The sequence below is a fragment of the Rhodococcus sp. G6(2025) genome (genome assembly GCF_058628105.1).
Window position 1 is genome coordinate 1,119,143 of record NZ_CP179750.1, and the last position, 25,894, is coordinate 1,145,036.

Below are 25,894 nucleotides of genomic sequence, written 5' to 3' on the forward strand. Positions count from 1 at the left end.
CTTGGTACTGTGCTGGAAATAAGGATAGGCTTCACTATCTTTTCGGAAGGCAGACGGCGGCTGGGTCGGGTGCGGCGTGGCGTCGAGGACGGACAACGAGCTATGAGTGAATCGCCGGAAACGGTCGGTACAGATCTCCCAGTGCGAGATGTCGTGGGTGTCGGATTCGGTCCCGCTAACCTCGCCCTGGCCATTGCCATCGAGGAACACAATGCGGAGTGCCCCCCGCGTGAGCGGATCAGCGCGCAGTTCTTCGAGAAGCAGGATCGATTCGGCTGGCATCCCGGGATGCTTCTCGACGGCGCGACGATGCAGATCGCGTTTCCGAAGGACCTGGTGACGTTCCGGAATCCGCGTAGCGCATTCACCTTCTTCAATTACCTCTTCGATCAGGGTCGCCTCGTCGACTTCGTCAATCACCAGACCTTCTTTCCCACTCGCCACGAGTTTCACGACTACCTGCAGTGGGCCGCACGCCGAGTGGACGCCGCCGTGCGATACGGCACCGCAGTGGAGACCGTACGCGGAATCCGCGGCGACGACGGGGTGATCGACCGTTTCGAGGTCCGCACCGCCGACGGCAGCACGGTCATCGCGCGCAACGTCGTGATGGGCGCCGGTCTGCGGGAGCGAATCCCGGAGTGGGCCAACCCCTCTGCGCGGTGCTTCCACAACCACCAGTTCCTGTTCCGGCTCGGCGAGATGCCGGCCCCGGTCCACCATCGGTTCGTCGTCCTCGGGGCAGGCCAGAGCGCCGCCGAGATCGTGCAGTACCTGCACGGAAACTACCCCGAAGCCGAAGTCCACAGCGTCTTCTCGCGGTACGGGTACAGCCCGGCCGACGACAGTCCGTACGCCAACCGCATCTTCGATCCGGAGGCAGTGGACGATCTGCACGGTGCCCCGGAGGCGGAGCGTCTGCGATTGCTGGATGTCCATAGGAGTACTAACTATTCGGTGGTCGACATCGAGCTCATCAACGAGCTCTACGCGACCGAATACCAGGAACGCGTGCGTGGACGTCGCCGCCTGTTCATGCGCCGCGCGTCGGAGATCATTGCCGTCGACGAGACTTCGGACGGAATCGAGGTGGCTGTCCGCAGCGGGGTGGACGGCCTCACCGACACCCTCGCTTGCGACGCACTGATTCTGGCCACCGGTTTCACCCCCGCACCCCTCGAGCCTCTGCTCGGCGATCTCGCGCCGAAAACCCACCCGCCGCGCGAAGTGGGCCGAGATTACAGATTGGCGGTTTCACCGGACGTCGCAGCGGGAATCTATCTGCAGGGCGGCACGGAGAAAACGCACGGAATCACGTCGTCGCTCCTGTCGAATGTTGCCGTGCGGGCGGGAGAGATCGTTACATCTGTCGTAACAAGGCGTGGCCGCAACGGCACGCTTGCTAGTGTGAACGCACAGGACACGTATGCGACAAGCGAGGCGAGATGAGCACCAATCCATTCGATGACGAAGAAGGCCGCTTCTACGTGCTGGTGAACGATGAGGACCAGCACTCACTGTGGCCCACGTTCTCTGAGGTGCCGGCAGGCTGGCGCGTAGTTTTCGGCGAGGAAAGCCGGGCCGCGTGCCTCGAGTACGTGGAGAAGAACTGGACCGACATGCGGCCGAAGAGCCTGCGTGAGGCCATGGAGGCCGACGAGAAGTCGGGCGGACGGCACAGCGTCGACAAGAGCTGACCTCCCCGGCGCCGCGTTTCGGCGACGATGTGCCGGGACGACCGTCCGGTGAGACAGCGGCGGTCGTGCCCGGCAGACGGCCGAGAGGCCGTCACCTGAAACTGCCTCAGGCCGCCTTCTGTGTGTGTGTTTCGACCGGCTTCCGCCGCCTCGTCTTGAAGACGGGGCGGCGGATGTCGTCTGTGCGACGCAGGATGCGCGGCCTCCGCATGGTCCGGGCGATCCATTCGCCGAGCGTGACGCCCGCCGCGAGCGCGCAACCGATACCGAACGCCGCCAGCAGCGAGCTCAGTCCGATCACCACTTCGTTGTTGAGCAGGGCGTACAGACCCCGGTACAGAGACAGACCCGGCAGCAGTGGCGTGATACCCGCCACCACGACGACCAGCGGCGGCGTGAGCGCGCGGCGGGCCATCAGACCACCGGCGAACCCGACCACGGTGGCCGCGAGTGCCGAACCGATGATGGGGCCGATGCCGAACTGGTGCGCCACCATGTAGACCAGGGCGCCGGCCGCGCCACCGAACCACGCGGCCGTGAGCGCGCGCTGCTCGGCGTAACAGGCCAGCGCATAGAACATCGACGCGAACGCGCCCGACATCACCAGCACGGGTAGTTGCACGAGTTCCGTGATCTCGACGTTGACGGGTGGCAGCGTCGAACCCAGCACGCCGGTCAGACGCAACGAGATGGCCACACCGGCGATGATGCCGCCGGTCATCATGACCACTTCGAAGAATCGCGCCGCCGCCGTGATCGGTGCCCCCGTGATGGCGTCCTGCACCGAACCGACCAGCGACAGCCCGGACAACAGCACCACCACACCGGCCGAAATGATCTGCGAGGGTCTGATCTCGACACCCAGCTGATCCTGGAACGTGTAGAGCGTCGCCGCCGGGGTCGCGGCCACCAGACCACCGGCCACCTGCTGGAAGAAGAACGGCAGGCCGATGCGGTTGAGGACGCGGTTGACCCGGTAGATCACCATCGTCGTCAGGAAGGCGACCGATGCGACCAGCACCCCACCGCCCATCAACACGGAGACCGACGCGGCCATGGACGCCCAGGCGAGCGTCGCGATCCAGCGGTTGTACGGGTGCGGCGCCGTGGTGACCGCGGTCAGGGCCTCGTGCGCCTCGCTGGGGGTGACGGCCTCACGGCGGATCCGCCGCGTGAGCCGGTCCACCGCCGCGAGACGGGTGAAGTCCATCGAGCGGTAGTGCACTATCCGCATCGTGCTCGCCGGCGGGAGGGTCGGCCCGCGGTACGCGGACAGCACGATGGAGTTGTACGTGACATCCACATCGCACTGGGCGAGGCCGTACGTGGCGGCGATGAACTGCACCTGCTCGGCGGTGTCCATCGCACCGGTGCCCGACGCGAGGAGCACTTCACCGACACGCACGGCGAGGTCGAGTACTTCGGCGACCACCGCATCGTCGGTGAGGTCGATCGGCTGCAGCGGTGTGGGTGCAGCGGTGACCGCATCGACCGTTGCGCGACGGTCGCCTGTGAGACGTTGGAGGGTTTCTGTGAGCTTGGCCATACTACGTGTCGGAGACAAGGTCTTTCTCGGTCAAATCGGTAGCGGAGAGTGCAGACTCGAGTGTCTCGTGGCGGAACGTGGAGATGACCTGATCGTGGACGACACGGAATGCAGAGGCCAGGATACGCGTCTCCTCGGGGTCCGCCCACGTGGCCTGCTGTTCGACCACCAGCACCCCGTCGTAGTAATACATTCGCTGCGGAATCAGCGTGATGCCCGCGGTAGACGCCCATTCCCGCAGCGCCGCCAGGCCCTGGGTGGCGCCTTTCGGCCCACCCATCTCGATGTCGTCGCTCGACAGCGACAGCAGAGTGTCGATGTCGCCGGAGTTGAGGGCGTCGTGCCAAGCGAGGACAGTGGCGATCTCCGAGGTACTCATGGCTCCAACGCTATCCAATGTGGGCGGAAGTGGCCGACGTTCCTGCAATGGATATGATGGGCGCGCGTGTCCGCCTCCTTAGCTCAGTGGTAGAGCACTCGCCTTGTAAGCGAGCGGTCGTCAGTTCAATCCTGACAGGAGGCTCCACCGCGGAATTACCTCCGCACACCGAGGGCCACCTTCCCCCGGGAAGGTGGCCCTCGGACTTTCATGCACGTGAATTCGTGCAGGTCGGCGGCCTCTGATCGGACCGCGTCCTCACGTGCCGATCGGCTGACCGAGCAGGCTCGCGATCGTGTCGCCGACGATCGACGACCACACCGGCCACGTCGCCTGGTCGAGGGCCATCGATCCCACGTCGTGGGTGCTGCATCCGGTCTCGGCCGGGACCCCGGCGAACCGGTCCCGCAGCCACATCAGGGCGCTCGCCGCCGCGACCGGTTCGAGGGACAAGTGCTCGCTGGCGTGGTCGCGGGTGTACGTCACCCGGGCGTTCGGGTCCTGACAGTAGGTGTCCACCAGTGCGTCGACGGGCCCGACCGGCACCAGCCAGTCCGGGTTCGCCTGGTACATGAACATCGGGACGTCCGGGACCCGGTGACCCATCTTCGTCCGGTCGAGTACCGACTCGACCACCGGATCGCGGAGTGGGTCGCCGCTCGGGCTGTCGAACAGGCCCCTCAGGTTCGCGAACGGCAGCAGCGCCGACTGGTAGCTGACGCAGAGGTTGCTCTTGGCGGCCAGGAGCTGTTTGCCGAGTGGATTCAGGTGCGTGTCGAGATACTCCGCGAGTTCGGGATAGTCACGGCTCACGCCGAACACGCCGCCCAGCACGATTCCGGCGCCCAGGTTGTTGTCGGCCAGATCGACGAGGGCGCCGAGATCGGCCGGGATGCCGCCCTCGGCAGCACCGACGATGTTCAGGTCCGGTGCGTAGCTCGCATGGAGTTCGGCGGCGTGACCCGTCGCGATCGCGCCTCCGGAATAGCCCATCAACCCGACAGGGGTCTGCCTGCCTGTCAGGCCCAGGGGTTCGAAGTTCTCCGCCGCCCGGATCCCGTCCAGGGTGATGCGGCCCGCGAGGGGCCCGGCCGCATACGCGGCGTTCGGACCCTGGTGATCCGGTATCACGACGGCCCATCCCTGGGCGAGGGCGGCCTGCGCCTCGAGGAACTGCAGCGGCGCGACGACCTGACCGGTCAGCGGCGCGGGGACGGACCACTGCTGCAGTGCGTACGAGGCGGCGCAGTACTTGCCGAGGGAGTCTTCCGCCGGCTGGAGCGAGAGCAGATTGCGGACGCCGTCGATCGTGCCCCGGGGCTTGACGACAGTCGCGACCGCCGGGATCGGCTCGTCCCGCGAGTTGGTGGAGCGATACGACAGCTGCCACGCGTCGACGTTCACCGGAAGCACCGACAGGTTCGCCAGGTGTACTTCGCGGGCGGCGATGATCTCGCCCGGCTCGGCCGCCGCGACCACGGAGGCCGGTGGTTCGTAGAAGCCCCGGTCGGCCTCGGGCCAGGCGGGGACGGTAGGGGCCGGCTGCACGTCGACCGGCGTTCCGTCGTCGGCGGGAGCCCCGATGGACGGCGCGGCGACGGCGAGCTGTGCGCCCACCACCATCGCTCCCACCAGCAGCATTCGGCGTCGTCGTGCTCTCGGTCCGATCATGTGGTCCTCCCCGGCCGAAGTGAGACGTCTATGTCTCACTTTGTGAGCAGACCTTAGAACAGGTGTGACGGGTATCGCAATACTCGCGAGTAAGTTCGGTTCAGGTCTGATCGGTGACCAGCGCGATGAGCATCGTGCTCAGGACGTCCACCAGCACCGACGCGGACGGCCGGGGGGAGGCGGTGCTCCAGTGGTGGGCGAGATCGTTGACCGCCCCGATGAAGGCGATCGACACCATCGCGAACCGCTCGGGCGGGTCGACGATGCCGCCGTCGATCGTGCGGGTGACGGTTTCGAAGAGTTGCGCCCACTGCGTGCGGCGCGCGAGGCGATACTGCTCGACCCGGGGGCCCGCCCCGACCACCTCCACGAAGATGATCCTGGCCCGCCGCTCGTCCGTGCCGACCGATTCGATGTACGCCGTCATGACGGTGCCGGCGACAGTCCGGGGATCCCGCGAGGGAGCCCGGTCGTTCGCGGCGAGCACCGCGTCCCGGGCCTCGTCCTGAATCGTGTCGTAGAGCGCGAGGAGGATGTCCTCGCGGCTGCCGAACTCCTCGTAGAACTGGCGACGTGACAGTCCGGCGTGGGCACAGATGTCGCTGATCGAACTGTGGGCGTACGTCTTCTCCGCGAAGACCGACAGGGCGGAGTCGAGGAACCGCGCCCGGCGGGCTACGCGACGTTCCGCAACCGGTTGGCCGCTGTACGTCCGATTCGACTCTGCTCGGGACACGATCTCAGCCTACGGTGACGGGAGGTCGGGGCCCGCCGGGGCTCACATCAGTTCCCGCATCCGCTCGTGCAGGATGATGCGCCCCGCGGCCTCGATCAGTGCGAGGTGGGAGAACGCCTGCGGGAAATTGCCGAGATGACGGCCGGTGCTCGTGTCGAACTCCTCGGCGTACAACCCCAGGGGCGAGGACACGCTGAGCAACCGCTCCATCAAATCGGTTGCCTCCTGTACCTGTTCGACCACGGTCAGTGCCGACACCAGCCAGAAGGAGCAGATCAGGAAACTGCCCTCCTTCCCCGACAGTCCGTCGTCGGTTTCGCCGGTGCGGTAGCGCAGGACGAATCCGTCTTCGGTGAGATCGGTTGCGATGGCGTCGACCGTGGCACGCAGGAGCTGGTCCCCGCGGGGAAGGAATCCGAAGACCGCGGCGAGCAGGGTCGACGCGTCCAGCGCCTCGGTGTCGTAGTGCTGGCGCAGCACCCCGTTCTTCACCCCGTGCTCGAGGATGTCGGCGCGGATCTCTTCGGCTGTGGCACGCCAGGTTTCCTCGGCCGAGCGATCGCCGCGGATACCCGCGATCTTCGACGCCCGGTCGAGTGCCACCCAGCACATCAGCTTCGACGACACGTAGTGCTGCGGTGCGCCGCGGGCCTCCCAGATCCCCTGATCGGGGTTGCGCCACACCGCGGACGCGCACGTCGCCTGCTGCTGCACGAGCGGCCACAGCCGGCGGGGGAGGCGCTTGCTGCGCACGGTGTGCAACAGGATCGAGTCGAGGACGGCGCCGAACACGTCGTTCTGCCGCTGGTCGAACGCTCCGTTGCCGATGCGCACCGGTCGCGCGCCCGCGTAGCCGGACAGGTCGTCGCGGGTCGACTCCGTCAGGTCGCGGGTGCCGTCGATTCCGTACATGATCTGCAGTGCGCCATCGCCGTTCGACTCGAGATCGGCGATGAACTGCATGAACTCGTCGGCCTCCCAGTCCAGGTTCAGATAGTGCAGAGCCTGCAGGGTGAACGTGGAGTCCCGCATCCAGGTGTACCGGTAGTCCCAATTACGTTCGCCGCCGGGAGTTTCCGGCAGCGATGTGGTGAGGGCTGCGACGGTGGCGCCGGTCGGCATGTACGTGAGTCCCTTGATGGTCAGGGCGGACCGCTGGATCGCCTCCCGCCACCGGTGGTCGGGAAACCGTGCGTGGCTGAACCAGCGCCGCCAGAACGTCGAGGTTGCATCGAGTTGCGCGACGGCCTCTTCCGCCGTTTCCGGTGCGGCGAGCTCCGCCGCCCAGGACAGTGCGCAGTAGAGGGTTTCACCCTTCTCCAGCACGTGGCGGGCGCGAACCCGCCCACCCTCGATGCCGAGCGCCATGTCCGTCCGCAGTCGGAGGGTCCGACCCGCGCCGCTCGCGTCGGCGGTGTGCCGATCGCCGTCCACCAGAACCCACTCCGCCGGTGTGCGCCCGTAGTCGAACACGGGCTCGCACACCAACTCCACCTCCACACTGCCGTCGAGGCAGGTGACCGTGCGGACCAGCATGTGATCGGCGTCCTCGTCTGCCGGCGGCCGTGTGTGGGGCGTGACGGTGTCCTCGCCGCGGCTCGGACCCATCGTCAGCGCGCTGCGCACGGTCACCCAGCCGGTCGGCGTGTTCCACACCGCCGAGATGGTGTTGCTTCCCGGCTCGTACTGCCGGGACGCCGGAACGTTGAGCCCGAACGGGCCGATCCGGAACATCCCCGCTTCGCGGTCGAGGAGGGACCCGAACACGCTGGGTGAGTCGAACCGGGGCACGCACAGCCAGTCGACGGAACCGTCCGGCGCGATCAGCGCCCCCGTGTGGCAGTTCGAGAGGAAGGCGTAGTCGGCGATCGGCGGGAACGGGGACGGCGCGGCCGCGCTCTGGGGTGGGGCATCGTCGTCCGAGGCAGTAGTCACGTTCGCGCCCCTCTCCCGGCAGTGTCGACCACCTCCATGCTGGGGGTCGGGGCGCGCAGGGTCATCACCCTGTACGGGTGACCGGCGTCCCGTCAGTCATCGAGAACCGCGAGATCGAGTCGGCGGACCCGATCGGGTTCTGCGATGACGTCGATCTCGGTGATCCTGCCGTCCGCGATCGTGAACGCCAACACCAGGTGCAGCCGACCGTGGAGAGCCATCACGAGCCCGGCTGCCCCGTTCACCAGGGCGACCTGCGTGGACCGGGCCCGTTCCGAGGAGGCGAGCGCGCCCCTGGCCACGACCCGGGCGCCCCGGATCAGGAGAGGTGCCGGGGTGGGTCCGACCGCCGGATCCGCCCGGAGCACCACGTCCGGATCGAGCAGGGCGACCAGAGCGTCGAAGTCGCCGCCGCGGGTCGCGGCCAGATAGGCGTCGACGACACGGCGCTGGCGGTCCAGATCCGCAGTGTCCGGCGCCGGGGAGGCTCCTTTCACCCGTCGGCGGGCGCGGCTGGCGAGTTGCCGCACCGCTGGGGAGGAGCGGCCCACGATGGGGGCGACGTCGTCGAAGGGCACGTCGAACATGTCGTGCAGGACGAACGCGAGCCGCTCGGCCGGGGTCAGCGTGTCGAGCACCACGAGCAGTGCCAGGCCGACCGAGTCCGCCAGCATCGCTTCGTGTTCGGGGTCGCCGCCGTCTTCGTGAGCGATGACCGGGTCGTGTGCCTGGACGTCGAGAGGTTCCTCGCGCCGCTGCTCGCGTGAGCGCAGCACGTTCAGGCACACCCGCGACACCACCGTGATCAGCCACGCCTCGAGATTGTCCACGTCGTCGGTGTCGGCGCGGCTCATGCGCAGCCACGCCTCCTGGACGGCGTCGTCGGCCTCGCTCACCGAGCCCAGCATCCGGTACGCGACAGCCCGCAGCCGGGGCCGGTGTTCCTCGAAACGCTCCGTCAGCCGATCGCGGTCGTCCACCGTGTCACATTCCTTCCTCGCCGCGTGTCTTAGCAGTAGATCCACCGAAAACCAGCTGTCGAGACCGGGAAACCGAGTCCCGCACCCAACGAATCTGGAGAGATCATGACATCACCCATTCTGATCACCGGCGGCACGGGCACGCTCGGACGTCAGGTCGTCCCACTGCTGCGGGCGGCGGGACGGGACGTGCGCGTTCTCAGCCGGCACGGCCGCGAGCCGGTCGACGGCGTCGAGTATCTGGCCGGTGACCTGTTCGAGGGCAAGGGAATAGAGCCCGCGCTGGAGCGGGTCGAGACCGTTCTGCACCTGGCGGGCGGACCCAAGGGTGACGAGGTCGCGACGCGGAACCTGGTGGAGGCCGCCTCGCGCGCCAGGGTGCAGCACCTGGTGTACATCTCGGTGATCGGCGCCGACGGAGTTCCGCTCGGCTGGTTCGGATCCAAGCTGGCCGCGGAACGAGCGGTGGCCGACTCGGGTGTGCCGTGGACGACGCTGCGCGCGGCCCAGTTCCACGACCTGGTGCTGACCATGCTGCAGAAGATGGTGAAACTGCCGGTGATTCCGGTTCCGGGCGGACTGCGGTTCCAGCCGGTCGACTCGGCGGAGGTCGCGGCGCGTCTGGTGGAACTGACCCTCGGGGCGCCGGCCGGCCTGGTGCCCGACCTGCCCGGACCGACCGTGTACGGGATGGCCGAGCTGATGCGCGGATACCTGAAGGCGACCGGAAGGCATCGGCTGATGATGCCGGTGCGGATGCCGGGAAAGGCCGGCCGCGCGTACCGGGAGGGCGCGAACCTGTCACTCGACGTCGCAGCGACGGGCAAGCGGACGTGGGAGGACTTCCTCGCCGCCTACGAGAGCATCTGACCGCCCACGTCGGTGAGTTTCCCGCGCAGGTCCGCCAGCGTCTTGGTCAGGAGCCGGGACACCTGCATCTGCGAGACACCCACCCGCGCGGCGATCTGCGACTGGGTCATGTTGCCGAAGAAGCGCAGGACCAGCACGGTGCGTTCGAGGTCGGGAAGTGATTCCAGCAGTGGTGCGAGGACCACGTGGTCCTCGACGTGGGCGAGGGCCGGGTCGACGTCGCCGATCGTCTCCGACAGCGGGCGTTCGTTCTCGCCGAGCGGGAAATCGGTGGAGAGGGTGCTGTATGCGTCGGCGACCCGGAGCCCCTGCACTACTTCGTCCTTGTCGATCCCGACGGCCTCGGCCAGTTCGCTCGCCGTCGGGGCGCGTCCGAGTGTGGTGGTCAGTTCGGTCGTCGCGTTGGTGAGGGAGAGGTGCAGTTCCTGCATGCTGCGCGGGACGCGCATGGCCCACCCCGTGTCACGGAAGTGCCTGCGGACTTCGCCGGTGATGGTCGGGACGGCGTAGGACACGAAGTTCGCTCCGCAGCGGGCGTCGAAGCGGTCGACGGCCTTGACCAGTCCGAGGCGGGCGACCTGGATCAGGTCGTCGAGTGGTTCTCCGCGACCGTGGAAACGCCGGGCGATGTGTTCGGCGAGCGGCAGGCAACGTTCGATCAGCCGTTGGCGCAACACTTCGCGGCGGGGGTCGGAGGCGGCGAGCCGGCCGATGGCCTCGCACTGCGCGGGCACGTCGCGGTACTGGTCGCGCTCGCGTCGCGCGGGCTCCGGGCGTTCCCGCCGTCGGTCGTCTGTTGCGACCTCTGCCGCAGGCTTCGTGCGATGCGTCGGCGTCGTCCTGGAGGGGATGCGACGGATTTCGCAGGATGGTGCGACGAGCTGGGTGGACACGTTCATGGCTCTGCCCTTCTCTGACCTGCCGGCATCGGCGATGGCGTCACTATTCGACGAGTGCGGGGGAGGTGTCGGTGGCCTCGTCGGCGAACATCGCCTCGATCCGGGCCTTGATTTCCTCGGTGCTCATCGTTGCTCCGCCTCGCGAGGCAGTAGTGGTGGCGGAAGCGTGGGATGTGGAGCTGGCGGGCATGAGCGCTGTGTCCTGTCGGGTGTGAAGGGTCGGTGTGGAAAGGGTGGGGCGGCCAGGCCGTCAGGTCGGCAGGGAGGAGAGGAGAGTGAGCGCGCTGAGGGCCAGCGTGGCGATCAGGCCGCCGGCGATCGCTCCGCCGCTGCCTGCGCCGAGAACGAGGACATCTCCGTCGTGGGGAGCGTTCTGCGGGTTGTGTGTGGTCATCGGTTCTCCTTGGTGCCCACCTCGTGGTGAGAACTTATCTGCGTTCAAGAATATAGATTTGTTCTACAGTCATGGGGCAGGAAGTTCAAGCGGAATGAGCAAGATTGCTGCTCGAGAGGGCGAGCGCGGACGGAGAACCGAACCGGGAAGGAATCAGATGAGGCAGGGTGGACCGCGGGGCTACCGGGAACTGCGATGCAGGAGCGCGGAAGCGCGGTCCGCGAAGGTCAGAGCGAACCTGCACCCCCTGCGGCACATTGTGTCTTCCGGACCTTGATAGGATTGATGCGCCCTGAGAAGAAGGGAGATCCGGTGACGTCCTCTCATGTGCCGCTTCGATCGCAGCGGGGTGTGTACGGGATCTCGGTAACGTCGGAGCTGACGGGTATCGGCCCGCAGACGCTGCGCTTGTACGAGCGGCGAGGGTTGATCACACCGACTCGCACGGGCGGTGGAACACGCCGGTACAGCGAGGACGATGTCGCGCGCCTCCAGAAGATCACCGAACTCGTCGCGGCCGGTGTCAATCTGATTGGAATCGGTCAGATTCTTCAGCTCGAAGCCGAGAACGCGATCCTGGCGGCCCGCAACGCCGAGCTGGAGCAGCTCGTGAAGTCCGAGGTCCCGGGTCGGGCCTGAGTCGCGCCTACCGGCTCAGCTGGTGGACTGGTCGTTAGTGGAGTTGAACGCGTCGAACGAGGCGTCGGCCGACTGCCATTTGCCCTCGGCACGGATATCGGCGAACGCGAGGTCGAACGCGTCGACGAGCCATGCGTGCTCGGCGGCTGCCAGCAGTTCGTCCGAAGTTCCGTCGGTGACTCCCTGATAGAGGCTCACCCGCCATTCGGACGTGTCCTCGGCGGCGTCGGTCAGTCCGTCGGCAGCGTTGGACGCGAGAAGGTAGCGGTTGTACTCGAAATCGACCCGGATCGCATAGCCCGCCCCGGTGTTGACCACATTTGCCGGTCGCTGGGTAGCCGCCGCGAGCGCAGTGAGGGCGTCGCGGTAACGATCTGCGTGTTCCTGAGTGCGGGGCACCGTCTTCTCGTCTCTGGCGCAGCGGCCGTGGCACTCGCGGCCACGACACCTCCGCGAACCCTGCCCGGGCGGCCTCGGTTCGCGTTCGGTTCGGCTCCGAGATTACGTCACCCTGCCCTGGCTCTCGCCGCAGCCGAGGGTGCATGCTGAGTGGAATATGCAAAATCTATATCTGGTGTTGCAGATTGATTTCATCGGTTTGTTAACATCGGGTGTTCCTTAAGCAGAAGGGAGCCTGTTGTGACCATCGACGCCTTACCCCGCTCGTGTCGCGGGGTCTACGGAATTGCGGTGACGTCGGAGTTGACGGGCATCGGCCCGCAGACCCTGCGGTTGTACGAGCGTCGCGGATTGCTGACCCCTGCACGGACAAGCGGCGGCACCCGTAGATACAGCGACGACGATCTGGTCAGGTTGGCGCGCATAGCGCAGCTCATGGACGACGGAGTGAACGTCCCGGGCATTCAGAGGATCCTCGCGCTCGAATCCGAGAACGCGGATCTGGCGTCACGGTTGGAAGGGTCAGAAAGTGGCGCAGCCGGAGGGTGATCGGGTTGCCAGGATTCGACCGATCGTCGGGTTGAGGGCGGTGTCCGCCCCCGGTCTTCTCGCGCACTGAAGATTCTGTGTGTGTGTCATCTGTGCTGGTCCCGGCGGTTTTTGGTGCCGCCATCCCGGGTTCGGCCGATTCTCTTGCTCGGATGGGTTGAACTTTACTGCCAAGTAGATAAGATGAAATCTGTATCAGCCAGAGCAGATAAGTTGACGATCCGAACGAGCCGCACGCATTCGAGCATGTGACGTTGCGGTAGGGAGAGAACACGCAATGGCCGAACCCGACACTGCCCGTGCAGTCGATGTCGTCAGCGAACTGACGCTGTAAATCGCGAAACCCGGGATCTGCATGAAGGCGCCGACAGCGTCGTCCGGCGAACGCCCCCTCGTGTGGTCCCGACTCTGGTCCGCATTCGACTCCAGACGGGAAATCGAACCATGACCCTTGCCCACAATGCACTCCGCGCAAGCACACCCCGGCACGCGAAGAACCAGCAAGACGAGCCCGACCGTCGTTTCTCGCTCGGGACCGCTCTCGTCGCTGCGCTCGTCGCCGCCGTGCCCGCGATGTCCGTGACCGGATCGGCGGTCCTCGCGGCCGTCACCGCCGCGGCCGTTCTCGCCGGCGTCCTACTCGCGGCGTATCTCATCTCCAGCCTGATCTGACCGCACGCCTGATCTGACCGCACCCAAGAACGGGAAAGGACACAACATGACCGTCCCCACACTGATCACCCAGCTGCACGCCGTACTCGATCTGACCAACACCGAGATCCAGGTCGCCGAAACCCGCGTCGCGCAAGCGCGCACCGAGGCCGTGCGCCGAGAGCTCACCGAGAACGCCGAGAACGGACGCCTCCGCGCAGAGGCGGTCGAACGCGCCATCCGCGATCTCGGGGGAGTGCCCGAGATCGTCGGCCCGCTGTTCAGCAGGCTGGCAGCGGCGCTGAAGGCGATGGCGGAGCAGGCGCAGCCGTTCGACGAGGCCCTGCTCGGCGACCTCGCCCTCGAACACCAGTTGCTCGACCGGGCGCGGTACGTGAAGGCCCTCGCGACCGCGGCCGGGAAGCAGGACGTCGTCCGGTTGGCCGATCGACTGGTCACCGCGCACGCCGCGACCGTCGACTGGTTGACCACGGTGCTCGCGGAGGAGGCGCTCGGTGGGCCGGCGGCCCTGCGACGCACCCCGTTCCAGGCGGCGACCGGTGCCACGATCCGGCTGATCAACGTCCCGGTCTCGTGGTCCGCGCGTGGCATCGACCGTGCTCTCGACACGGCCCGCACCACCCCGCCGATGCTGAGCGCGTTGCTCGGTCGAGGCGCCCACGCGGGCGATGTCGCCGTGAAGACGCTTGCCGCCTCGCGTGATGCCGCCCTCGAAACGGCGGAGCAGGTCACTCGCAACGAAGGCGCCGACGGAATCGCCGACGCGATCCATTCCGCACGCGCCGCCGGTGGCGTCCTGGAGGCGGACGAACTCCCGATCGCCGACTACGACGACCTCAACGTGTCCCAGGCGGTCGCCGCGGTCAAGGAACTGACCGATCCCTCCGACGTGCGCACCGTCGTCGCCTACGAGGAAGCCCACAAGGATCGCCAGGGCGTGGTCTCCGCGGCCCAGACGCGACTGGCCGGTATCGCCCAGGAGGTTGCCGGTATCGGCAACTGACGCAACGCCGTCGACGAACCGCCGGACCCCCCGCCCGGGCCGGTGGTTCGTCGTATCGCGCTCAGCGGAGTCCGGCGAAGAACTCCCGGATGTCCGCGGTCAGGGTCTCGGGCTCTTCGAGTGCGGCGAAGTGACCGCCACTGTCCTCGACGTCGGTCCACCGCGTGATCGCGTGTTCCTGTTCGGCGTAGCGGCGGATGCCGACGTCATGGGCGAAGACGATGACCGCGGTCGGAACTCCGGACGCGGATTTGGCGGCACCCCAGGATGATTCCTGCGTGTAGCCGACATACGCGGACGAAGAAGCGGTCCCGGTGAGCCAGTACAGCATGACGTTGGTGAGAAGTCGGTCGATGCCGACGACGTCGTGGGGGAGCGCCTCGCGGGGATGTGTCCACTCGCGGAACTTGTCGACGATCCACGCGAGCTGGCCCACCGGCGAATCGGCAAGGGCGGCTCCGAGAGTCGCGGGCCTGGTGGACTGGATGGCGATGTAGCCGAACTCCTCGGACATGAACCGTGACACCCGGTCGCGTCGGTCCTGTTCCAGCGGTGACAGGCTCGCCTGCTCCGCCTCGTCCAGCTCGTGGAACGGAACCCCGACGTTGCCGTTGAGATGCACCCCGACCACCGCGTCCGGGGCGATGCGGGCGACCTCGGGTGAGACGTCCGCACCGATGTCCCCGCCCTGGACCCCGTAGCGGTGGTAGCCGAGCCGGGTCATCAGCTCTGCCCACGCCGCGGCGATACGGGTAGTGTCCCAGCCCGATTCGCGGACCGGTCCGGAGAATCCGAATCCGGGCAGCGACGGCACGACCACATCGAACGCGTCGGCGGGGTCGCCCCCGTGCGCTGCGGGGTCGGTGAGCGGGCCGATCACGTCGAGGAACTCGACGAACGAACCCGGCCAGCCATGGGTGAGGACGAGGGGCAGTGCGTTCGGTTCGGGGGAGCGCACGTGGAGGAAGTGGATGTTCTGCCCGTCGATCTCGGTGACGAACTGCGGGATGGTGTTGAGCGATTTCTCCTGCGCCCGCCAGTCGAACTCGTCGCGCCAGTACGTGACGAGTTCGACCAGGTAGGACGTGGGCACACCGCTCGCCCAGTCGTCACCCGGAAGGGGTGTGCCGAACCGGGTGCGTGCGAGACGATCGGCAAGATCGTCGAGTTGCTCCTGCGCGATGTCGAGGCGAAACGGACGGATGGACTTCGTCGTGTCGGTCATACCGGGCACGCTACGAAGAATTGAGGACAGTTTCGGTCCTCGATTGCGAATCCGGGTCAGCAGGCCCCGGTCTTGGCGGCGTCGTAGGCCTGGATCATCTGATCCTTGCGCTCCTGCGGAGCATCCTTCCACTCCGGCGTCTCGGCCGACTGGGTGAAGAGGTCGTCGAGGGCCTTCGTACGGTCGAACGTCTCGCCGCTCTGCTGCGCGCGAGCCTCCGCTCCGTTCGTGTACTGGAGCAGGCCCTTGCACAGGTCCGCGACAGCGGGCAGGTCTGCGGAGGATGCCTCGGTGGCCTCGGTCGTTGCGCTCGCCGGGGACTCGGCCTCGGTGGTGGTCGATTCGGAACTGCACGCCCCGAGCAGCAGGGCGGCAGGGATCAACAGCGCAACGATGGTTCGTGTCATGCGAAATACATACCAGAGGCACGGGTCGGGGGCTGTCGGCCGGTCGTCCTATGCGCGAAGTGGCAACCGTGTCGCGAGCTGCCGGGCCACCTCGCCCGGCCGCTCACCCAGTTCGCTCACGACGACATGATCGGCGCCGGCCGCGAGGTGGCTGTGTACCCGCGCGACGATCGCGTGCGCGTCACCCCAGGCGACCAGGTCGTCGACGAGCCGGTCGCTCAGCCCCGAGATGTCGTCGGCGCCGAAACCCATCCGCTCGAAATTCGTGGCATAGCCGCCCACCCCGGACAGGAATCGGAGCGGAGCGCGGGCGGTGGCGCGGGCCCGCGCGGCGTCGGTGCCGAGCACCGTCATCAGCGAGACGACCAGCGTGGCGTCCGGGCCGAGGATGCGCCGCGCCTCGGCGGTGTAGTCGGGGGTGACGAGGAGCACGACGGCCCCCGCGGTCCTGTCCCGCGCGAGTTCCAGCTTGCGTGGGCCCAGCGCGGCCAGAATCCGTCGCTCCGCAGGCACCGGCGGATCGGACCGGTCGAGCCTGTCGAGATACTCGTTCAACGCCCGGAGCGGCCGGGGGACCTGCGGGCCGCCCAGCCCGACGACGAACCGGTCCGGCGCCGTGGTCTGCAGATCCGCAAAGAGCTGAGCGACGGCGTCCGAGTCGTACACGCCGACCGGGATGATGCCGGTCGCGACGGGGATCGAGTCGGTCGCCCGGACGACGGCCGAGATCCGGTCCAGGCTGTCGATCTGACCGCCCCGCAGCCAGATCGCCGAATAGCCGAGGGATTCCAGCCGGGCCGCGTCGTCGAGGTACGTCTCGTCCGGTGAGATGTTCAGGGTGATGCCGACAGGTCCGAGGCCTTCGATGCGAGTCATGACCCGACCGTAAAACCTCGAGTTGCGTTCAGGTCAAGTGTCAGGCGGGCCCGAGTGTGTAGTCGACGCCCGGGCGGTCGCCCTTGCCCTTGAGCCAGCGTCCCGGCAACTTGCCGGCGAGGTCGCCGAGCGGCCCGACCGCGGCGCTGAGAATGCCCACCGTTTCCTGCAACAAGTCGATGCTGGCGCTCATCCGCTCGAGGTTGGGCGCCAGGGCCGTCAACGTCTCGGACAGCGCCACGATCTGGTCGAGCGGGCCACCCTCGGCGATGAGCCGTTCGAACGCGCCGCCCTCCGACAGCAGGGTCTCGAGGATGCCGTTCTCGGCGAGCGCCCGGTCCACGATTCCGCCCGGCGCCGTGAGCCGCTCGACAGCACCGTCCCGCGCGGTCAGCCGTTCGAGTGGCCCCTGCTCCGCGGTGAGGCGGTCGAGCAGACCGTCCTTCGCGAGAAGCCGTTCCAGGGTGCCGTCCTCGGCGAGCACCCGGTCGAGCGGGCCGTCCTTGGCGAGCACCCGCTCGAGCGGGCCGCCCGGCTCGAGCAGGCGTTCGAGGGTGCCGCCCTCCGACGTGAGACGGTCGACGGGACCGCCCGGAGCGAGGAGGCGGTCGAGCGGACCACCCGGCTGGAGGGCCTGCCCGAGCGGGCGGTCGTTGGCCGCGAGCGACGACAGCTGGCTGATCACCTGCAACGGGCTGCCCTGGGTGCCCATCCCCGTGACGACACCGGTCCCGGCGACCGCCGTCCGGACGGTCATCAGGCTGGCTTCGGCGATTCCGAGACCGACATCGGCCGCCGCGAGGCCGACGCGCACCGGGAGGGTCATCAACGACACCAGGTTCATGGAATTACTGTAACCCGCGACACACAAGCATCGAGTGTCACGATCCGGTCAGTGGAGGACCTTCAGCCCGACGACGCATCCCACGATGCCCAGGATCAGCAGGATCTTCACCAGTGAGGAACTCTCGGAGCCGGTCACCATCGCGAACCCGACCGTGAGGGCTGCGCCGATGCCGACCCAGACCGCGTACGACGTTCCGATGGGGAGACTGCGCATCGCGAACGCCAGACCCGCCATGCTGAGAATCAACGCGACGCCGAATACGACACTGGGTCCGAGTTTGGTGAACCCTTCCGATCGGCCGAGGGCGGTGGCCCAGACGGCCTCCAGGATTCCCGACAGCACAAGCACGATCCACGCCATGACAAACCTCCGGGCACCGTCTTGTCGCTGGCCGGGTACGGTGCGCTCGTCCGGATGTCGTGTCGACGATTTCCACGGTACCCAACGGGGCGCTCCGCGCCTGTGAGTGGTGAGCGAGTACACACTCCTCGAACGCGCACGGGTCGCGAATGCGCCGATTATCTCGCAGATCGAGGTCGTCTCATTTATTGTCGAGCGAAACAGTGAATTCTGTGCATATACCACGGAAGATAACGAGGCACATCATGATGCTCGGACTGCTCGCCGCAATCAACAGCGCTTTCACCCTCGGACTCGCCAACACGATCGGGACGTTCGGTGGAGTGGTTTTCAACCTGAACGTCGTAGCCTGAACTTCCTGCCTGTCAAGACAACTCCGCTCCCGCAACCCCGCTGTCGGATCGACGGCGGGGTTGTCTCGTGTGCGACGGCCGGAGGCGCCGGCACGCGGAGCGCAACTTTCCCATCCTTGCTCATGTACCGAGAATTTCCCCCTTTTTTCGGTAAAGAAGAATGGGTGATTTTATTCAGCGAGTTTGCTTGCGTGTGTCGCCGCGAATTCTTCCGAGTTGACCTAGTGTCATCCGCAACGCGCACGGACAGCGCGCAACTACCCCTTCCCCAGGGGCGACGATGGAGGTCATGATGCTCGGACTGCTCGGGGCACTCAACAGCGGTGTCACCCTCGGATTGGCCAACACGATCCTGACGTTCGGCGGAGTAGTACTCAACCTCAACATCGTGGTGAACTGACGACCGGAATCCCACCCGCACAAGCAGGCGGTACCGGCTCACAGCAATCTCCCAGGAAACGTACAGCGACGATCCAGCGTCACGAGTGATGATGGGTTGCGTGAATGAGAAGCCTGTCGAAGCCCGCGTCCTCGTCGTCGACGACGAACCGAACATCGTCGAGTTGCTCTCCGTGAGCCTGCGTTTTCAGGGATTCGAGGTGGCGACGGCGTCGACCGGGGCCGAGGGACTCGACACGGCGCGCACGTTCCGCCCCGACGCCGTCATTCTCGACGTCATGATGCCGGGAATGGACGGGTTCGGCCTGCTCAAGCGGCTGCGCGCCGACGGTGTGGACGTTCCGGTGCTGTTCCTCACCGCGAAGGATGCGGTGGAGGACAAGATCAGCGGCCTCACCCTCGGTGCGGACGACTACGTCACCAAGCCGTTCAGCCTCGAAGAAGTGGTGACCCGGCTGCGCGTCATCCTGCGGCGGGCAGGCAAGGTGTCGGTGGACGAGCAGTCCGCCCGCATCAAGTTCGCCGACATCGAACTCGACGACGACACGCGGGAGGTCTGGAAGGCGGGCGACCTGGTGTCGCTGTCGCCGACGGAGTTCACCCTGCTGCGGTACTTCATGGTCAACGCCGGCACCGTGCTGAGCAAGCCGCGGATCCTCGACCACGTCTGGAACTACGACTTCGGCGGTGAGGTCGGGGTGGTCGAGTCGTACGTGTCCTACCTCCGCCGGAAGGTCGACACGGGCGAGACGCCGCTGATCCACACCCTCCGCGGAGTCGGCTACGTGATGCGAGAACCGCGGCGATGACCGCGCCTGCGGCTCCGCGGGAGCCGGCCGAGGCGGTCGCCGCTGTCCCGAACGGGCCTGCGCGACGGTGGATTCGCGCGATGCCGCTGCGCATCACCCTCGTCGGCGCCGTGCTTCTGCTCTCTTCGCTCGGACTCCTCGCGTCCGGTGTCGCGGTGACGTCGGCGCTGGAGAATTCGCTGACCAACCGTGTCGATCACCAGCTGCACGACGCGGCTCAGGGGTGGGCGAAGCCCGGCAAATTGCGCCCGCTGCCGCCGCCGGTCGAACCGAACCTCGGCCGCCCACCGAGCCCGTTCTACGTCCGCACGACGCTGCCGAACGGAACGGTCCTGCGTGAGATCAACGACGAATCCGCCTCCCCCGCACTGCCCGAGGACCCCGCGTCGGGACCCGAGACGGTCGGCTCGACCGACAACTCCGACGTGCGGTGGCGGGTGCTGACGACGACCGCGCCGGACGGAACCGAGACCACCGTCGCGATGACACTCACCGAGAACGACGAAACGGTGAACCGGCTGATCGTGCTGCAACTCATCATCGGTGTGGTGGTGTTGATCGCGCTGGGGGTGGTCGCGTACTTCGTGGTCCGGCGCAGTCTGCGTCCCCTCGTCGAAGTGGAGGAGACCGCCGCGGCGATCGCGTCGGGTGACTTGCACCGGCGTGTCCCGGAACGGGACGAGCGTACCGAGATCGGTCGACTGTCCGTGGCGCTCAACGGAATGCTCGCCCAGATCCAGCACGCGTTCGCCGCCACCGAGGCATCGGAGGAATCGGCGCGCCGCTCCGAGGAGAAGATGCGGCGATTCGTCGCCGACGCGAGCCACGAGTTACGCACCCCGCTCACCACGATTCGCGGCTTCGCCGAGCTGTATCGACAAGGCGCGATGACCGACACGGAAACCCTGATGAGTCGCATCGAAGGCGAGGCGTCGCGGATGGGGCTCCTCGTCGAGGATCTCCTCATGCTCGCCCGGCTCGATGCCCAGCGTCCCCTCGAGACCCGGCCCGTCGACCTGCTGTCGGTGGCGTCGGACGCCGTGCACGGGGCACGCGCCGTCGCCCCCGATCGGTCCATCGCACTCGACGTCCGCCCCGGACCCGGGACGCCCGAGGTGATCGGTGACGAGGCCCGGCTGCGGCAGGTCCTCGGCAACCTGCTCGCCAACGCCGTCAAACACACCCCCGCCACCGCGGACGTGACGGTGCGGCTGAGCACCACCGAACACAGCGTCGTGCTCGAGGTGGCCGATACCGGACCGGGACTCAGTGAGGAGGACGCGGCCCGGGTGTTCGAGAGGTTCTACCGCACCGACGCGTCCCGCACCCGGGAGAGTGGTGGCAGCGGCCTCGGCCTGTCGATCGTGGCGGCCTTGGTCGCCGCCCACCGCGGGTCGGTGACCGTCGACAGCCGGCCCGGCGAGGGCGCCACGTTCCGGGTGGAACTGCCGCGGTCGAACTGACCGTCAGTCGGGGACGTTCTCCCCGTGACCGAGTTCGCGCAGCGCAGCCTTGAGCTTCGCCTGCGCCTCGTCGAGCGATTCCTGGGACGGGTTCTGCTCGGCGTTACTGATGTTGAAATCGCCGAGGTCGTAGGCCGGGAAGACATGCACGTGCAGGTGCGGCACCTCGAGGCCCGCGATCAGCAGTCCTGCCCGCGGTGCGTCGAAAGCGGGGCGGACGGCCTGCCCGATCGTGCGGGCGACGTCCATGACCTTCGCCCAGATCTCACCGTCGACGTCCTGCCACTGGTCCACCTCCTTGCGGGGTACGACGAGCGCATGGCCCTGGGTGACCGGGGCGATGGTGAGGAACGCGACGACGTCCTCGTCCTCCCACACGAAACGTCCGGGCAGATCTCCGTTGATGATGGCGCTGAATACAGATCCCATGGCCGCCATTATGCGGCTTCGCCCCCCGTGAGTACTTATTAACCTCCCGCGGTTAATAAGTACTCACGGGGGCGAAGCGCACAGGAAACTCCCAGCCTCCGTCCAGAGTCATCGGAGCGTACGGGCCGAATCTAAGACGCATGACGACGAATTCCCTCTCCCGCGCACCGGGCGCCATGGGACGACTCGAGACCCCCGAAACCGCCGAGACCGCGCCCGTGCTCGACGTTGTCGTGCCGGTCTACAACGAGGAAGCCGGACTCGAACGTTGCGTGCGCCGGCTGCGGCGGCACCTCGACGAGAACGTTCCCTACTCCGCCCGGATCACCATCGCCGACAATGCCAGCGTCGACGCCACCCTCGCAGTGGCGCACCGGCTGGCCGCCGAGATCGACGGCGTCCACGTCGTGCACCTCGACGAGAAGGGGCGAGGCCGCGCTCTGCGTGCGGTGTGGAGTGCCTCCGACGCCGAGGTGGTGGCGTACATGGACGTCGACCTGTCGACGGACCTCAACGCCCTGATGCCGCTCATCGCGCCCTTGCTGTCGGGACACTCGGACCTCGCGATCGGCTCCCGCCTCGCCCGCTCGTCGCGGGTGGTCCGGGGACCGAAGCGCGAGTTCATCTCCCGCAGCTACAACCTCATCCTCCGCAGCGCACTGCACGCGCGGTTCTCCGACGCGCAGTGCGGGTTCAAGGCGATGCGGGCGGACGTCGCGCAGCGCCTGCTGCCGCTGGTCGAGGACACCGGGTGGTTCTTCGACACCGAGTTGCTGGTGCTCGCGGAACGCGCAGGCCTCCGCATCCACGAGGTCCCCGTCGACTGGGTCGACGACCCGGACAGTCGCGTCGACATCGTCGCGACCGCCGTCGCCGACCTCGAGGGCGTGTGGCGGGTGGGCCGGGCCCTGTCCACCGGATCGCTGCCGATCGGCAGCCTCCGTGACAGTTTCGGCCGCGAGCCGCTGGTGCCCGGAGTTCCCCGCGGCATGGTCGGGCAGCTGGCCCGGTTCGCCGTGATCGGCGTCGCGTCGACCGTCGCGTACGCGCTGCTCTACCTGATCCTGCATCCGATCATGGGCGCGCAGTGGGCCAACGCCGTCTCACTGCTCGTCACCGCCGTGCTCAACACGGCCGCGAACCGCGCGTTCACCTTCGGTGTCCGCGGGTCCGAGGGTGCCGCCCGGCATCAGATGCAGGGCCTGCTCGTGTTCGCCTTCGGGCTGCTGCTCACCAGCGGTTCGCTGTACGTCCTCCACTCGGCGGCCCCGGACGTGTCCAAGCACGTCGAACTCGCCGTCCTCGTCCTCGCCAATCTCGTTGCCACCATCAGTCGTTTCATAGCCCTTCGCTGGGTGTTCAGGAACGCACGCCCCGAAGGAGCTCACGCATGACGACGACCCTCGAACAACCGAAGGTCGACGCGGCCGAACCACCTCCCGCCCGCAGGCGGTGGGAGCCGTGGGCGCTCGCCGCACTCCTGGTCGGGACCGCGGTCGCGTACATCTGGGGGCTCGGCGCCTCCGGCTGGGCCAACTCGTTCTACGCAGCCGCGGTCCAGGCGGGGTCGGAGTCGTGGAAGGCGTTCTTCTTCGGATCCTCCGACGCCGCCAACTCCATCACCGTCGACAAGCCTCCGATGTCGCTGTGGCTGATGGCGTTGTCGGTCCGGGTCTTCGGGCTCAGCTCATGGGCGATGCTGGTACCGCAGGCTCTGCTCGGGGTCGGTTCCGTCGCGCTGCTGTACGCCACGGTGAAGCGGTGGTTCGGCGCCCCGGCGGGTCTGCTCGCGGGTCTCGTGCTGTCGCTGACGCCGATCGCGGTGCTGATGTTCCGGTTCAACAACCCCGACGCCCTGCTGGTGCTGCTGATGATCGCCTCCGTGTGGGCGATGCTGCGGGCCGTGGAGGACGGACGCACCCGGTGGATGGTGCTGACCGGCGTGTTCGTCGGTCTGGGGTTCCTGACCAAGCAGCTTCAGGTGATGCTCGTCGTCCCGCCGCTCGCTCTGACCTATCTCGTCGCGGGACCGCCGAAGTTCGGCAAACGCCTCGCCCAGTGCTTCGCGGCGCTCGGCGCGATGATCGTCTCCGCGGGCTGGTGGTTGCTGATCGTCGAACTGTGGCCGGCGTCGTCGCGGCCCTGGATCGGCGGTTCGCAGAACAATTCGATCCTCGAACTCACGCTGGGCTACAACGGTCTCGGCCGGTTGAACGGTGAGGAGACCGGCAGTGTCACGCCCGGCGGCGGTGGTCGTGGGGACGCCGCAGCGGCCATGGGCGGTGCCGGCGAGGCCATGGCGGGCGGCGGCTTCCCCGGAGGAGGCGCCCCCGGCGGTGGCGGTATGTGGGGTAGCACCGGCATCATGCGGATGTTCGAGGCGGCACAGGGCGGTCAGATCGCCTGGCTCATCCCGGCCGCACTGATCCTGCTGGCCGCCGGTCTCGCACTGCGCGGCAGGGCACCTCGCGTCGACACCCAGCGTGCGTCGTTCCTCGTGTGGGGTCTGTGGCTGCTCGTGACCGGACTGACGTTCAGCTTCATGGCGGGCATCTTCCACGCGTACTACACCGTGGCACTCGCACCGGCCGTGGCCGCGCTGGTGGCGATCGGCTCGGTGACGCTGTGGCGTCGACGGGACACGCTGTGGGTGCGGGCGGTTCTCGCGGTGACACTGCTGGCCACCGCTGCCATGTCCTGGGTTCTGCTCGGACGCAGCGCGTCGTTCGTGCCGTGGCTGAAGTGGGCCGTGGTCGTTTTCGGCGTCGTCGCCGCGGTTGCCGTGCTGATCCCGGCGCTGACCCGCGGCCGGATCGCTGCCGTGGTCACGCTGGCCGCGCTGTTCACCGGGCTCGCCGGTCCGACGGCCTACGCCGTCGACACCATCGCGACGCCGCACACCGGTTCGATCGTCTCGGCCGGACCCAACGTCGAAGGCGCCCGCGGAGGCCCCGGCGCAATGGGTGGCCCCGCCGGCGTGGACGGTGCGGGACGCATGGGCGGCCGCACCGACGGTGCCGCGGCGCCCACCTTGCCGGGCGGTGCCGTTGCCGGCGCAACGGACGGCGCGGCGGCAGGAGCCACCGACGGCATGGGCGGTATGGGTGCCATGGGCGGCGGCGCCGCCGGGGGACTGCTCTCCGGTAGCGATCCGGGCGCGGAACTGGTGGCATTGCTCGAACAGGATTCCGGCAACTACACCTGGGTCGCGGCGGCCATCGGATCCAACAGTGCATCCGGCTACCAGCTGGCCACCGAGGACCCGGTCATGCCGATCGGCGGATTCAACGGCAGCGATCCGTCACCCACGCTGGAGCAGTTCCAGCAGTACGTGGCGGACGGCAAGATCCACTACTTCATCGCCGGCGGTCGAGGCGGAATGGGTGGAGACGGAACGGCATCGGAGATCTCCACCTGGGTGCAGGAGAACTTCACCGCCGCCACCGTCGACGGCGTGACCCTGTACGACCTCACGTCCTGACCGACACCGGCTGTGAGTACTTGTTAACCGCCCACGGTTAACAAGTACTCACAGCTGTTTCAGAGGGGGAACGAGATCTCGGGTGTGCGGCAGATCAGCAACCTCCGTACGCGGCCCGAACCGTCGAGCTGTGCCGACGTGTTGAACGAGGCCTCGAAATCGCCGTTCCGTGTGGTGCGTCCCAGCGCCAGCTCGACCTCTCCCACACGAGATCCCGCGAGGATTTCGTGTACGAGCACACTCTTCTCGCGTTGCTGCAGGTACTCGACGAGTCCGGCGCGATCCCCGACGAATTCGGCGGCATTCCCACCGCCGGTGGAGAATTGAACCGACATCCGGAAATCGTCGGTGATCATGTTCAGGACGCGATCGGGATCGTCCGAATCCATGATCGCGAACCACGCGATCAGCACGGGAGTCGGAGAGGCCGTCTCGGTCAGGTCAGTCACGCTTCCCATGGGCCAACTCCTTTGTGAGAATGCTGAATTCCGTGTCGAAGGACACCTCGTACGCGTCGATGGCGCCATCGCTGTCGAGGTGCATCGCGGCGAGGAAGTAGCCGGTTGTCTTCACGTCGTTCTCGACGACGGAGCCGTAGGCGAACTGGACGTCGCCGGCGCTGCTCGTTCGGAGAAGCACGTGTCGTCGATCGACCGAGGGCCGTCCCCTCAGGTAGTCGAGCATGTCGGAGCGGCTGTACCCCCTGCGGACGGTACCCGGGAGGACTATGGCGAACTCGATCGATTCGTCGAGCAGGGCAACTGCATCGTCGATCCGGCCGCTGTCGAGGATCGCGTAGTACCGCTCGATCACGAGTGCATCGGTCATGAAATGAACTTAGTTCAACCCAACGCCGCTTGTCGAGAGTGCTTGCCG

General features: G+C 67.3%; 29 protein-coding genes, 1 tRNA gene and 1 riboswitch. Of the genes, 12 read left to right on the forward strand and 18 right to left on the reverse strand.

Features of this window, described 5'->3' with window-relative positions:
• Positions 1-102 precede the first annotated feature (102 nt).
• Together ACLIVD_RS05320 and ACLIVD_RS05325 are read left to right on the forward strand one after the other, a co-directional pair.
• Entirely contained in the window at positions 103-1,449 is a 1,347-nt protein-coding gene (locus tag ACLIVD_RS05320) for a lysine N(6)-hydroxylase/L-ornithine N(5)-oxygenase family protein (protein WP_491932074.1), read from the forward strand.
• Positions 1,446-1,697: an MbtH family protein gene (locus ACLIVD_RS05325; RefSeq protein WP_005244517.1), complete on the forward strand. Its 252-nt coding sequence runs from the start codon at positions 1,446-1,448 to the stop codon at positions 1,695-1,697. The genes ACLIVD_RS05320 and ACLIVD_RS05325 overlap by 4 nt, the downstream gene beginning before the upstream one ends.
• 106 nt (positions 1,698-1,803) lie before the next feature.
• Here the strand turns inward: ACLIVD_RS05325 and ACLIVD_RS05330 are convergent, their stop codons facing one another.
• On the reverse strand, positions 1,804-3,243 hold the full coding sequence (locus tag ACLIVD_RS05330) for a threonine/serine exporter family protein (protein WP_280778839.1): 1,440 nt from the start codon (positions 3,241-3,243) through the stop codon (positions 1,804-1,806).
• Position 3,244: 1 nt separating this feature from the next.
• Positions 3,245-3,622, reverse strand: a complete 378-nt coding sequence (locus ACLIVD_RS05335) for a nuclear transport factor 2 family protein (protein ID WP_009477786.1) — start codon at positions 3,620-3,622, stop codon at positions 3,245-3,247.
• A gap of 72 nt (positions 3,623-3,694) precedes the next feature.
• On the opposite strand from ACLIVD_RS05335, the gene ACLIVD_RS05340 reads away from it, so the two are divergent.
• Positions 3,695-3,769, forward strand: a tRNA-Thr gene (locus tag ACLIVD_RS05340).
• Between the two features lie 111 nt (positions 3,770-3,880).
• On the opposite strand, the gene ACLIVD_RS05345 is transcribed toward ACLIVD_RS05340, so the two are convergent.
• The 4 genes from ACLIVD_RS05345 to ACLIVD_RS05360 form a co-directional block, all read right to left on the reverse strand.
• Entirely contained in the window at positions 3,881-5,293 is a 1,413-nt protein-coding gene (locus ACLIVD_RS05345; protein WP_491932075.1) for a lipase family protein, read from the reverse strand.
• A gap of 100 nt (positions 5,294-5,393) precedes the next feature.
• Complete coding sequence (locus tag ACLIVD_RS05350; RefSeq protein ID WP_283330564.1) at positions 5,394-6,029, reverse strand: TetR/AcrR family transcriptional regulator; 636 nt, start codon at positions 6,027-6,029, stop codon at positions 5,394-5,396.
• 42 nt (positions 6,030-6,071) lie between these two features.
• Positions 6,072-7,964, reverse strand: a complete 1,893-nt coding sequence (locus ACLIVD_RS05355; protein WP_280778836.1) for a glycoside hydrolase family 15 protein — start codon at positions 7,962-7,964, stop codon at positions 6,072-6,074.
• 92 nt (positions 7,965-8,056) lie between these two features.
• Positions 8,057-8,944, reverse strand: coding sequence for a sigma-70 family RNA polymerase sigma factor (locus ACLIVD_RS05360; protein ID WP_283353328.1), 888 nt, complete (start codon positions 8,942-8,944; stop codon positions 8,057-8,059).
• Between the two features lie 105 nt (positions 8,945-9,049).
• On the opposite strand from ACLIVD_RS05360, the gene ACLIVD_RS05365 reads away from it, so the two are divergent.
• Positions 9,050-9,814: an SDR family oxidoreductase gene (locus ACLIVD_RS05365; protein WP_491932076.1), complete on the forward strand. Its 765-nt coding sequence runs from the start codon at positions 9,050-9,052 to the stop codon at positions 9,812-9,814.
• Here ACLIVD_RS05365 and ACLIVD_RS05370 read toward each other — a convergent pair.
• From ACLIVD_RS05370 to ACLIVD_RS05380, 3 genes are read right to left on the reverse strand one after another with little or no spacing between them, the layout of a single operon-like run.
• Positions 9,799-10,713, reverse strand: a complete 915-nt coding sequence (locus tag ACLIVD_RS05370; RefSeq protein WP_317569851.1) for a SigB/SigF/SigG family RNA polymerase sigma factor — start codon at positions 10,711-10,713, stop codon at positions 9,799-9,801. The two genes, ACLIVD_RS05365 and ACLIVD_RS05370, sit on opposite strands and share 16 nt — an antisense overlap.
• A gap of 43 nt (positions 10,714-10,756) precedes the next feature.
• The gene (locus ACLIVD_RS05375) at positions 10,757-10,903 is read right to left on the reverse strand and encodes a hypothetical protein (protein ID WP_167344068.1); all 147 of its coding nucleotides are present in this window, start codon (positions 10,901-10,903) and stop codon (positions 10,757-10,759) included.
• A gap of 60 nt (positions 10,904-10,963) precedes the next feature.
• Positions 10,964-11,107, reverse strand: coding sequence for a hypothetical protein (locus ACLIVD_RS05380; protein ID WP_280778831.1), 144 nt, complete (start codon positions 11,105-11,107; stop codon positions 10,964-10,966).
• A gap of 285 nt (positions 11,108-11,392) precedes the next feature.
• Between ACLIVD_RS05380 and ACLIVD_RS05385 the strand changes: the two genes are divergently transcribed.
• Positions 11,393-11,746 (forward strand): MerR family transcriptional regulator, encoded by a 354-nt coding sequence (locus tag ACLIVD_RS05385; RefSeq protein WP_016883982.1) that lies wholly within the window; start codon positions 11,393-11,395, stop codon positions 11,744-11,746.
• A 15-nt stretch (positions 11,747-11,761) separates the two neighbouring features.
• Here the strand turns inward: ACLIVD_RS05385 and ACLIVD_RS05390 are convergent, their stop codons facing one another.
• Positions 11,762-12,145, reverse strand: coding sequence for a hypothetical protein (locus tag ACLIVD_RS05390; RefSeq protein ID WP_283353332.1), 384 nt, complete (start codon positions 12,143-12,145; stop codon positions 11,762-11,764).
• A 240-nt stretch (positions 12,146-12,385) separates the two neighbouring features.
• Between ACLIVD_RS05390 and ACLIVD_RS05395 the strand changes: the two genes are divergently transcribed.
• The 3 genes from ACLIVD_RS05395 (at position 12,386) to ACLIVD_RS05405 (ending at position 14,369) form a co-directional block, all read left to right on the forward strand.
• On the forward strand, positions 12,386-12,694 hold the full coding sequence (locus ACLIVD_RS05395; RefSeq protein ID WP_105412857.1) for a MerR family transcriptional regulator: 309 nt from the start codon (positions 12,386-12,388) through the stop codon (positions 12,692-12,694).
• A 444-nt stretch (positions 12,695-13,138) separates the two neighbouring features.
• The gene (locus ACLIVD_RS05400; RefSeq protein ID WP_283330570.1) at positions 13,139-13,366 is read left to right on the forward strand and encodes a hypothetical protein; all 228 of its coding nucleotides are present in this window, start codon (positions 13,139-13,141) and stop codon (positions 13,364-13,366) included.
• A gap of 46 nt (positions 13,367-13,412) precedes the next feature.
• Entirely contained in the window at positions 13,413-14,369 is a 957-nt protein-coding gene (locus tag ACLIVD_RS05405) for a DUF8129 domain-containing protein (RefSeq protein ID WP_283353334.1), read from the forward strand.
• Between the two features lie 61 nt (positions 14,370-14,430).
• Here ACLIVD_RS05405 and ACLIVD_RS05410 read toward each other — a convergent pair whose 3' ends face one another.
• Genes ACLIVD_RS05410 through ACLIVD_RS05430 form a run of 5 tightly spaced genes read right to left on the reverse strand, consistent with a single transcriptional unit; the run spans position 14,431 to position 18,084 of the window.
• A complete protein-coding gene (locus ACLIVD_RS05410) occupies positions 14,431-15,594 on the reverse strand; it encodes an epoxide hydrolase family protein (protein ID WP_491932077.1) in 1,164 nt (387 codons plus the stop codon).
• Positions 15,595-15,650: 56 nt separating this feature from the next.
• Positions 15,651-16,001 (reverse strand): hypothetical protein, encoded by a 351-nt coding sequence (locus ACLIVD_RS05415; protein WP_283330573.1) that lies wholly within the window; start codon positions 15,999-16,001, stop codon positions 15,651-15,653.
• Positions 16,002-16,049: 48 nt separating this feature from the next.
• On the reverse strand, positions 16,050-16,877 hold the full coding sequence (locus ACLIVD_RS05420; RefSeq protein ID WP_491932078.1) for a TIGR03620 family F420-dependent LLM class oxidoreductase: 828 nt from the start codon (positions 16,875-16,877) through the stop codon (positions 16,050-16,052).
• Between the two features lie 40 nt (positions 16,878-16,917).
• Complete coding sequence (locus ACLIVD_RS05425) at positions 16,918-17,721, reverse strand: ABC transporter (protein ID WP_280778822.1); 804 nt, start codon at positions 17,719-17,721, stop codon at positions 16,918-16,920.
• A 48-nt stretch (positions 17,722-17,769) separates the two neighbouring features.
• A complete protein-coding gene (locus ACLIVD_RS05430) occupies positions 17,770-18,084 on the reverse strand; it encodes a DMT family transporter (protein ID WP_280778821.1) in 315 nt (104 codons plus the stop codon).
• Between the two features lie 10 nt (positions 18,085-18,094).
• A riboswitch (guanidine-III (ykkC-III) riboswitch) is annotated at positions 18,095-18,156 on the reverse strand.
• Between the two features lie 772 nt (positions 18,157-18,928).
• Here ACLIVD_RS05430 and ACLIVD_RS05435 point away from each other — a divergent pair.
• Positions 18,929-19,645 carry a response regulator transcription factor gene (locus ACLIVD_RS05435; RefSeq protein ID WP_491932079.1) on the forward strand — a complete coding sequence of 239 codons (717 nt, stop codon included), beginning with the start codon at positions 18,929-18,931 and terminating at the stop codon, positions 19,643-19,645.
• Between the two features lie 80 nt (positions 19,646-19,725).
• Positions 19,726-21,108: a sensor histidine kinase gene (locus ACLIVD_RS05440; RefSeq protein WP_491932850.1), complete on the forward strand. Its 1,383-nt coding sequence runs from the start codon at positions 19,726-19,728 to the stop codon at positions 21,106-21,108.
• 3 nt (positions 21,109-21,111) lie between these two features.
• Here the strand turns inward: ACLIVD_RS05440 and ACLIVD_RS05445 are convergent, their stop codons facing one another.
• Positions 21,112-21,537, reverse strand: a complete 426-nt coding sequence (locus tag ACLIVD_RS05445) for an HIT family protein (RefSeq protein WP_280778820.1) — start codon at positions 21,535-21,537, stop codon at positions 21,112-21,114.
• A 140-nt stretch (positions 21,538-21,677) separates the two neighbouring features.
• Here ACLIVD_RS05445 and ACLIVD_RS05450 point away from each other — a divergent pair, with 140 nt between their 5' ends.
• Together ACLIVD_RS05450 and ACLIVD_RS05455 are read left to right on the forward strand one after the other, a co-directional pair.
• On the forward strand, positions 21,678-22,931 hold the full coding sequence (locus ACLIVD_RS05450; protein WP_477952287.1) for a bifunctional glycosyltransferase family 2/GtrA family protein: 1,254 nt from the start codon (positions 21,678-21,680) through the stop codon (positions 22,929-22,931).
• The gene (locus tag ACLIVD_RS05455; RefSeq protein ID WP_491932080.1) at positions 22,928-25,018 is read left to right on the forward strand and encodes an ArnT family glycosyltransferase; all 2,091 of its coding nucleotides are present in this window, start codon (positions 22,928-22,930) and stop codon (positions 25,016-25,018) included. The genes ACLIVD_RS05450 and ACLIVD_RS05455 overlap by 4 nt, the downstream gene beginning before the upstream one ends.
• 59 nt (positions 25,019-25,077) lie before the next feature.
• On the opposite strand, the gene ACLIVD_RS05460 is transcribed toward ACLIVD_RS05455, so the two are convergent.
• On the reverse strand, positions 25,078-25,476 hold the full coding sequence (locus ACLIVD_RS05460; protein ID WP_280778817.1) for a hypothetical protein: 399 nt from the start codon (positions 25,474-25,476) through the stop codon (positions 25,078-25,080).
• Positions 25,460-25,846, reverse strand: a complete 387-nt coding sequence (locus tag ACLIVD_RS05465) for a hypothetical protein (RefSeq protein ID WP_280778816.1) — start codon at positions 25,844-25,846, stop codon at positions 25,460-25,462. The genes ACLIVD_RS05460 and ACLIVD_RS05465 overlap by 17 nt, the downstream gene beginning before the upstream one ends.
• Positions 25,847-25,894 lie beyond the last annotated feature (48 nt).

Excerpts from the sequence above, each read along its gene's own strand:
- ACLIVD_RS05320 (WP_491932074.1), top strand. The coding sequence starts at position 103 with ATGAGTGAATCGCCGGAAACGGTCGGTACAGATCTCCCAGTGCGAGAT.
- ACLIVD_RS05325 (WP_005244517.1), top strand. The coding sequence starts at position 1,446 with ATGAGCACCAATCCATTCGATGACGAAGAAGGCCGCTTCTACGTGCTG.
- ACLIVD_RS05330 (WP_280778839.1), bottom strand. The coding sequence starts at position 3,243 with ATGGCCAAGCTCACAGAAACCCTCCAACGTCTCACAGGCGACCGTCGC.
- ACLIVD_RS05335 (WP_009477786.1), bottom strand. The coding sequence starts at position 3,622 with ATGAGTACCTCGGAGATCGCCACTGTCCTCGCTTGGCACGACGCCCTC.
- ACLIVD_RS05345 (WP_491932075.1), bottom strand. The coding sequence starts at position 5,293 with ATGATCGGACCGAGAGCACGACGACGCCGAATGCTGCTGGTGGGAGCG.
- ACLIVD_RS05365 (WP_491932076.1), top strand. The coding sequence starts at position 9,050 with ATGACATCACCCATTCTGATCACCGGCGGCACGGGCACGCTCGGACGT.
- ACLIVD_RS05370 (WP_317569851.1), bottom strand. The coding sequence starts at position 10,713 with ATGAACGTGTCCACCCAGCTCGTCGCACCATCCTGCGAAATCCGTCGC.
- ACLIVD_RS05375 (WP_167344068.1), bottom strand. The coding sequence starts at position 10,903 with ATGCCCGCCAGCTCCACATCCCACGCTTCCGCCACCACTACTGCCTCG.
- ACLIVD_RS05380 (WP_280778831.1), bottom strand. The coding sequence starts at position 11,107 with ATGACCACACACAACCCGCAGAACGCTCCCCACGACGGAGATGTCCTC.
- ACLIVD_RS05385 (WP_016883982.1), top strand. The coding sequence starts at position 11,393 with ATGCGCCCTGAGAAGAAGGGAGATCCGGTGACGTCCTCTCATGTGCCG.
- ACLIVD_RS05400 (WP_283330570.1), top strand. The coding sequence starts at position 13,139 with ATGACCCTTGCCCACAATGCACTCCGCGCAAGCACACCCCGGCACGCG.
- ACLIVD_RS05405 (WP_283353334.1), top strand. The coding sequence starts at position 13,413 with ATGACCGTCCCCACACTGATCACCCAGCTGCACGCCGTACTCGATCTG.
- ACLIVD_RS05410 (WP_491932077.1), bottom strand. The coding sequence starts at position 15,594 with ATGACCGACACGACGAAGTCCATCCGTCCGTTTCGCCTCGACATCGCG.
- ACLIVD_RS05415 (WP_283330573.1), bottom strand. The coding sequence starts at position 16,001 with ATGACACGAACCATCGTTGCGCTGTTGATCCCTGCCGCCCTGCTGCTC.
- ACLIVD_RS05420 (WP_491932078.1), bottom strand. The coding sequence starts at position 16,877 with ATGACTCGCATCGAAGGCCTCGGACCTGTCGGCATCACCCTGAACATC.
- ACLIVD_RS05425 (WP_280778822.1), bottom strand. The coding sequence starts at position 17,721 with ATGAACCTGGTGTCGTTGATGACCCTCCCGGTGCGCGTCGGCCTCGCG.
- ACLIVD_RS05430 (WP_280778821.1), bottom strand. The coding sequence starts at position 18,084 with ATGGCGTGGATCGTGCTTGTGCTGTCGGGAATCCTGGAGGCCGTCTGG.
- ACLIVD_RS05435 (WP_491932079.1), top strand. The coding sequence starts at position 18,929 with ATGGGTTGCGTGAATGAGAAGCCTGTCGAAGCCCGCGTCCTCGTCGTC.
- ACLIVD_RS05440 (WP_491932850.1), top strand. The coding sequence starts at position 19,726 with ATGCCGCTGCGCATCACCCTCGTCGGCGCCGTGCTTCTGCTCTCTTCG.
- ACLIVD_RS05445 (WP_280778820.1), bottom strand. The coding sequence starts at position 21,537 with ATGGGATCTGTATTCAGCGCCATCATCAACGGAGATCTGCCCGGACGT.
- ACLIVD_RS05450 (WP_477952287.1), top strand. The coding sequence starts at position 21,678 with ATGACGACGAATTCCCTCTCCCGCGCACCGGGCGCCATGGGACGACTC.
- ACLIVD_RS05455 (WP_491932080.1), top strand. The coding sequence starts at position 22,928 with ATGACGACGACCCTCGAACAACCGAAGGTCGACGCGGCCGAACCACCT.
- ACLIVD_RS05460 (WP_280778817.1), bottom strand. The coding sequence starts at position 25,476 with ATGGGAAGCGTGACTGACCTGACCGAGACGGCCTCTCCGACTCCCGTG.
- ACLIVD_RS05465 (WP_280778816.1), bottom strand. The coding sequence starts at position 25,846 with ATGACCGATGCACTCGTGATCGAGCGGTACTACGCGATCCTCGACAGC.